The sequence below is a fragment of the Pauljensenia sp. UMB9872 genome (genome assembly GCF_030212665.1).
GTDB lineage: Bacteria > Actinomycetota > Actinomycetes > Actinomycetales > Actinomycetaceae > Pauljensenia > Pauljensenia turicensis_B.
The window spans coordinates 21,129-27,752 of record NZ_JASOER010000020.1; the positions used below are offsets into that span (position 1 = coordinate 21,129).

The 6,624-nt window shown below is 57.4% G+C and carries 6 protein-coding genes; 2 read left to right on the forward strand and 4 right to left on the reverse strand.

Translation table 11 applies throughout. The features are described 5' to 3' along the window. Positions 1–50: 50 nt before the first annotated feature. From QP109_RS08060 to QP109_RS08075, 4 genes are all read right to left on the reverse strand, one after another. Entirely contained in the window at positions 51–1,199 is a 1,149-nt protein-coding gene (locus tag QP109_RS08060) for a 5-(carboxyamino)imidazole ribonucleotide synthase (RefSeq protein ID WP_285024271.1), read from the reverse strand. 105 nt (positions 1,200–1,304) lie between these two features. Beyond that, a complete protein-coding gene (locus QP109_RS08065) occupies positions 1,305–2,630 on the reverse strand; it encodes an ATP-binding protein (RefSeq protein ID WP_285024272.1) in 1,326 nt (441 codons plus the stop codon). A gap of 113 nt (positions 2,631–2,743) precedes the next feature. Next, the gene (locus tag QP109_RS08070) at positions 2,744–3,418 is read right to left on the reverse strand and encodes a response regulator transcription factor (RefSeq protein ID WP_101627715.1); all 675 of its coding nucleotides are present in this window, start codon (positions 3,416–3,418) and stop codon (positions 2,744–2,746) included. A gap of 121 nt (positions 3,419–3,539) precedes the next feature. After that, positions 3,540–4,595, reverse strand: coding sequence for an adenylate/guanylate cyclase domain-containing protein (locus QP109_RS08075; protein WP_101627548.1), 1,056 nt, complete (start codon positions 4,593–4,595; stop codon positions 3,540–3,542). A 128-nt stretch (positions 4,596–4,723) separates the two neighbouring features. On the opposite strand from QP109_RS08075, the gene QP109_RS08080 reads away from it, so the two are divergent. Together QP109_RS08080 and dapD are read left to right on the forward strand one after the other, a co-directional pair. Beyond that, the gene (locus QP109_RS08080; RefSeq protein WP_285024273.1) at positions 4,724–5,419 is read left to right on the forward strand and encodes a Maf family protein; all 696 of its coding nucleotides are present in this window, start codon (positions 4,724–4,726) and stop codon (positions 5,417–5,419) included. A 98-nt stretch (positions 5,420–5,517) separates the two neighbouring features. Continuing rightward, a complete protein-coding gene (gene dapD, locus QP109_RS08085) occupies positions 5,518–6,501 on the forward strand; it encodes a 2,3,4,5-tetrahydropyridine-2,6-dicarboxylate N-succinyltransferase (protein WP_285024274.1) in 984 nt (327 codons plus the stop codon). Positions 6,502–6,624 lie beyond the last annotated feature (123 nt).

The window sequence follows — 6,624 nt, forward strand, 5'->3', positions numbered from 1 at the left end:
TTGCCACCCGGCCTCGTCGGTGACGAAGAACGAGAGGCGAAATGTGAGCGTTAGCCACGCAGAGCGGAGACAACGGCTTCAGCTTCGGCGCGCGCAACGGCTGGGTCCTTGTCGACGACAGTGACGTGGCCGAGTTTGCGCCCGGGGCGAACCTCTTTGCCATAGAGATGCACTTTGGCGCGCGGATGGTCAGCGAGCGCAGAGGCGAGGTGGCGTGCTGGGTCGTCGAATTCGGAGCCAAGCAGGTTCACCATGACCGCGTGTGTTCCAGGATTGACGAGGTCTGTTGAACCGAGAGGCAGGTCAAGGACAGCGCGAAGATGCTGTTCGAATTGGCTGGTGAACGCCCCATCGATCGTCCAGTGGCCGGTGTTGTGTGGGCGCATCGCAAGCTCGTTCACAAGGACGTGCTGGTCGCTTCCTTGTCCGACGACGAACATTTCGACGGCCAGGACACCCGTGACGCCAAGTTCACGCGCAACCGTTTCACCAATCGATGTGGCCTGGGCAAGTGTTCCCTCAGTCAGGCCTTGAGCAGGCGCGGTAACCACGGAGCAGACTCCGTCTACCTGTTCGGTGGATGCGACCGGCCAGGACGCGATCTGACCGGAAGGAGTACGTGCGCTAAGGGAGGCGACTTCTGAGGTGAAGGGGACGCAGTCTTCGGCAAGAAGAGTTCCTTTGGCAAGCCAATCGGCGGCGTCTTCAGCTTGGTGAATCACTCGTACACCGTGGCCGTCGTATCCGCCGACCGGAGTCTTCACGACGATCGGCCATGTGCCGGCATCACCGAAAGAGGCGAGTTCTTCAAGGGTGGACACTTTCGCCCAACGGGGACATGGAATGCCCAGCTCGGTGAGCTTTTCGCGCATTGCAAGTTTGTCTTGAGCATACAGCAACGCGGTTCGCGGGGGCTCTGCCCGAAGGTGGCCCTCGGCGGCATCAAAGACCGAAGCCGGAATATGTTCGTGTTCGAACGTGACCACATCCGCGCCGTCAATCAGCTGTGCAACGGCGTCGGTATCGCCTGGCATTCCGACGATCGACGTGGCGAGTGCCTGCCCTGTTGAGCCATCCGAGGATTCAACAAGCGCACGAAGTTCAAGGCCTAGAGCGATCGAACTTTCCGCCATCATTCGGGCAAGCTGCCCACCGCCAATTACTGCAACGACCGGACGAGTGTCCTTGGCTTGATCCATGGCTCTTAATCTAGTCGCAAGGAGCTTATGGGCGCACCTACGTTCACGGCGACGCCAGAGCCTCACTGTTCTTCCATTGGGATGCGCGCGAAAGCAATGCCATTTTCAGAAGCGACGAGAACGACGCCCCACCGAGACAACCGACCCCTGTGGCATGACGTGATCCGGGTCCATCGAAGCAGGAATCGCAGAAAGCGAAACGGTGAAAATCGGAGGATGGTTTTGCGTCAGTTCCAGACGCCCACCCATCGCTTGAGTCAGGTCTTTCGCCAGCGCTAAGCCGATCCCCGTCGAACCGTGGCCGGAAACTCCCTTGGCAAAAATATCGGGAGCAAGATCATCGGCGACACCCGATCCTTCGTCTGAGACTTCGATAATGACTCCGCGCTTGTTCGCCGACTTCCGTGCGACGACCAGGGTTGCGCCTTCACCGTAGTTCAGCGAATTTTCAATCAATGTGGCAAGGACCTGGGAAAGCTTGCCGGCGTCGGCAAGCAACGGTAGTTCAGCTTCGTCGGTGAATACGAGGCTGCGCCCGGCTTTTTCGAACGCGGATTCCCATTCTTCGCGCTGTGTGTTGAACGCTTCAAGAATGTGGATTGCTTCAGTTTGCGCAGATGCTCGGGTGTTCGCGTCGAGTAGTTCAGCCACAACGCCTGTGAGGCGTTCGACCTGTTCGAGACAGTTGCGAGCTTCTTCTTGCACCTCGGGTTCAGTGGAGATCATTTCAATCTCTTCGAGGCGCATGGAAAGTGCAGTCAGTGGAGTACGAAGCTGATGTGACGCATCGGCTGCGAACTGACGTTCGGCAGCTAGCCTACCCGCCATGCGTTCACTGGTACGCGACAGTTCTTCTTGGACCAAGTCGATTTCTTCGATGCCCGAGGGTTTGACCTGAGCACGAACCTGGCCCGAACCGACCTGCTCAGCGTGGGCTGCCAGGTAGATGAGGGGCGCGGATAGCTGGCGTGAAAAGCGGAGGGCAAGGGCTGAACCAACCAGCAGGCACACTGCGATTCCGGCAATAAAGATTCCGAACACGAATGCGATACGTTTCAGCGTTTGTTCTGCGGATACTTCCATGCGGACCGACGTTCCCGCCGTGGATGACGCATGCACGACGAACGACATTCCCTGGGGTTTTTCCCCGGCAAGCATCAGTCCGTGTTGGCGCGTGTTCACACTGATATAGGCCTTACCCTGCATGTCGGTCACTGGTTTCGCCAAAGAAGTGACCGTGTCTTGATCGACATCTGCACCAGTCGCTATACGACGATCGATTGTGTTCACAATCGTCTGTGCTCTGGCTTGGACGCGCTCCTGATCAGAGTTCCACACAATGGTGGACGTTGCGAGCGCACCGGGAATACCCATCAGGAAACACACCACTGCAACAGCAGTGACAATCATGCGAACGGCTTTTTTACGCATGGTTCCCTTTCATTCCCTACGATTCCCGGCGAAGCAATGCTGTCAGATCGTTGCCTGAAATAGGCTACCCGCGGCGAAGGATTCGCCGCGGGCCCCATAAGGTTTTCAGTGTGTCAGCGAACTTCGAAACGGAAGCCCATACCCCTGACGGTGGTGATGTAGTGCGGTTTGGTCGCATCATCGCCAAGCTTTCGACGAAGCCATGAGACATGCATGTCCAGAGTCTTCGTGGATCCTGTCGGGTCCGATCCCCAGACCTCACGCATCAGAGTGTCACGTTCGACAACGCTTCCCGCGTCGCGAAGCAGTACGCGCAACAGGTCGAATTCCTTCGCCGTCAGCTGTAATTCTGTTGAACCAACGAAAGCACGGTGAGCGTTCACATCAACGCGAACATCCTGAGCGCCCAGATCACCCTCGACGCTTTCGGTTCCCGTGCGACGCAGAAGAGCACGGACGCGCGCAAGAAGTTCTGCAAGACGGAAAGGCTTGGTCACGTAATCATCGGCGCCGGTATCCAGGCCAACAACCATATCGACTTCGTCAGTGCGCGCCGTCAGGATCAGAATCGGAACGTTCTTTCCCGACGCACGAATTTCACGCGCGACATCCAGACCATCCATGTCTGGAAGGCCAAGGTCGAGCAGAACGAGGTCAGCGCCATCTACTTCAGCAAGTGCGCCACGACCAGTGCCGTGCGCACGCACTTCGTAGTTCTCGCGGCCAAGGGCGCGAGCGAGAGGTTCGCTGATCGCGGGATCATCTTCAACGAGCAGAACAGTAGTCACGTGTCCCATCATATACTTTCAAGATAATTTCTTTCAGATTTCTTGACCTTTTGGACACGGGCTTGACGAGAAGATAATGCACGTCAAAGTGCCCGGCCTCGTACCTAAAAGCGGGCGAACCTTAGTCTTGGAGCGTCAGCAAGTAGGGGGAAACCGGACCAAATCCGTGGAGGTCCGCGGAGGGGAATTCCTCCAAGCGATATCCATCCCCCGCCTTCGAAGCAACGGCAGTAGCGGTCGCTGGGTCCGTCAAAATCTGACCGACCGGCGCAATATCAACCAAACGAGAAGCCAAGTTCACCGTCGGGCCGAACACGTCACCCGAACGTGAGAAGACATCGCCACGGACGAAAGATGCACGAACAGGAAGAATCGTGTCGTCCGCATTCAGGCGCTCAATCAGCGAGAAAATCACGTTCAAACCGGTCTCAAGATCATCGGCAATGTACAAAACAGCATCGCCCAGCGTCTTCACCACGCGACCGCCAGCCTGCGTGATCGCCTGACGTGATTCGGATTCAAAGTGCTCGATCAGTTCGACGACCTCACCACCCAGGATTGTCGACGACGACGTGTAGGACACCATGTCAACAAAGCCCAACGAACGATTGAGTGGGAACCGAGCCTTGGAGTTCTCGTGACCACGCTGGGACACTTCCTTATCCAAGCGCGACAGCAATGCCTCCATCTGACGCTGCCACGAGTGAATGAACATCCTCTCGAATGCTTCGACACGGTCCTTCATATGGTCCAGAACGTAGAGGCGAGCCGTCGTGTCATCCAAGCCCAGGCGTCGCACCGCGTCTTCAACAAGCGCTTCACACTGCCACAGCGCTAGACGATCGGCCAAGTGGGAATTCGCCCTCAGAAGCGAACGGCTGGTTGCCGTGTCAATCGCCTGTGAATCAATCATGTCGTTCCATGAGACGAACACGTCCAGATCACGTTCGGTGAACGTCTTTTCGTCAGGCTCAGGGGGGCGGAATCCCAGTGAATTCCAGAAGTCATTGATCTGTTCAACGGTAGTACCAGCTTGCTGGGCGAGCTCGTTGGCGCTCATCGTCAGAGGACCGCCCAAAAGGCGGGGAACGTAGCGTTTAACGGTCTGGTGATCGTCCGAAGTAGGGGGCTGAGACTGGTGAGCTTGAGATTCGCCATTGGGCACAGCGCTGTCCATCTCTCCCCTTCACATACAGATCCACACAGATACTTTAGTAGCGTACATCACGTTTGATAGATTCGTGCAGTTACTGCACACAATCATCAAGATGTATCAATTGCCGATTGAAAAGGCAAAATAGACCTATGCGTTTTCTTCTTGCCTCAAAGTCACCGGCTCGCCGAGCAACTCTGATTTCCGCTGGCATCACACCTATTGTTCGTATATCCGACGTTGACGAAGACCTCGTGCTCGCCGACTTCTGCGCGCGTAGCGCCGGCGTTCCTTCGCCCGGCGATCAGGTGACAACCCTGGCAGACGCGAAGTGCGGTGCGGTCATTTCCGGCTTAGTCGATGGCACGATTGTGATCGACGAGGCCCACTGCGAACGCCTCCTCGTCGTTGCGTGCGATTCGATGCTGTTGCAGGACGGGCAGATGCTGGGCAAGCCCCACACTGCAGAAATTGCACGCGAGCGCATCCGAGCTTTCAGAGGCTCCGAAGCAATTCTGTGGACCGGCCATAGCGTAGCGCTCGTCGAACGAGACCCCTCTACCCCGCTAGATTCCTACGCTCTGATTGCGCGCACCCACGCCTCGACTTCAACCATCGTCCGATTCGGCTCAATGAGCGACGCCGAGATTGATGCCTACGTAGACTCCGGTGAACCGCTCCACGTTGCGGGGTCTTTCACGATCGACGGCCTTGGCGGCCCCTTCATTGCTGGGGTCGACGGCGATCACCACAACGTTGTCGGGATTTCACTCCCACTGGTTCACACGATGGCTGAAGAAGTTGGTGTTTTCTGGCCGGATCTCTGGGATCATCGCCAGCCTCGCTGAGCTTTCCCAGCATTTGGGAACACTCATCACACCTTACAAACATGCCGAAAGGCGGAATGGGCACCCCACAGCGGGCACTCTCGCTTTACAGTAAGCCCATGGATACGAATCAGGCATGGGGCATTGGCCTCGCAACAGTGACGAAGAACGGCGAGACTCTCGACGTCTGGTACCCGCGCCCACACCTGGGTCAGATGGAACCCGGCGATGACGCAGATCTGCTCGACACCCTGACTCACATGCAGCGCCAAGATGATGCGCGTGGTGTTCGCACCACGGTTGTCACCTGCAAGTTAGATCTGGACGATCAACCGCAGTCCACTGCGGATTCCTACCTGCGCCTCCACCTGCTTTCCCACCGAATGAAAAAGCCGAACACCATCAATCTTGACGGTATTTTTGCTCGCCTCCCCAACGTCGTATGGACTTCCGAGGGCCCGTGCACAGTCGCAGACTTCGAAGAAACGCGTCTGCGTATGCGCGCTCACCTTGGCCACCCGGTCACCGTAATCGGCGTCGACAAGTTCCCCCCGATGGTGAACTACGTCGTACCGAAGGGCGTGCGTATTGCAAACGGTGCAACCGTACGCCTGGGCGCCTACTTGTCTGAAGGAACAACCGTCATGCACGCCGGTTTCGTGAACTTCAACGCCGGCACCCTCGGTCGATCCATGGTTGAAGGCCGTATCTCTCAGGGCGTTGTCATCGACGACGGTTCCGACGTGGGCGGCGGCGCATCCACAATGGGCACCCTGTCCGGCGGTGGTCGCCAGCGCGTGAAGCTTGGTAAGCGGTGCTTGCTCGGCGCAAACTCCGGTCTCGGAATTCCTCTTGGCGACGACTGCGTCGTCGAAGCTGGCCTGTACTTGACCGCAGGAGCAAAGGTTGCCGTCATGGAATCCGGCGGCGTCGTCCCCGGTTCGAACGGCCTCTTCGCAGAACCTCGGACGGTTGCAGCGCGCGAGCTTGCAGGCGCGTCAAATGTTCTGTTCCGACGCAATTCTCAGTCGGGTCGAATCGAAGCACTGGCCCGCGGTGGCAAGGGCATCGAATTGAACGATGAGCTACATGCAACCAACTGATGAAGGCTCGATCCTTTTCACGCTCACGGGGGGTTAATAGCCAAAAGGGGGTGCGGACGGAATCTTGGAAGGATTCTGTTTGTGAAAGTTGTTTATACGCCCGAGCAGCGTGCGAGAGCTTTG

Bases quoted from the DNA above. Each gene is read 5' to 3' on its own strand.
- QP109_RS08060 (WP_285024271.1), bottom strand. From the start codon at position 1,199: ATGGATCAAGCCAAGGACACTCGTCCGGTCGTTGCAGTAATTGGCGGT.
- QP109_RS08065 (WP_285024272.1), bottom strand. From the start codon at position 2,630: ATGCGTAAAAAAGCCGTTCGCATGATTGTCACTGCTGTTGCAGTGGTG.
- QP109_RS08075 (WP_101627548.1), bottom strand. From the start codon at position 4,595: ATGGACAGCGCTGTGCCCAATGGCGAATCTCAAGCTCACCAGTCTCAG.
- QP109_RS08080 (WP_285024273.1), top strand. From the start codon at position 4,724: ATGCGTTTTCTTCTTGCCTCAAAGTCACCGGCTCGCCGAGCAACTCTG.
- dapD (WP_285024274.1), top strand. From the start codon at position 5,518: ATGGATACGAATCAGGCATGGGGCATTGGCCTCGCAACAGTGACGAAG.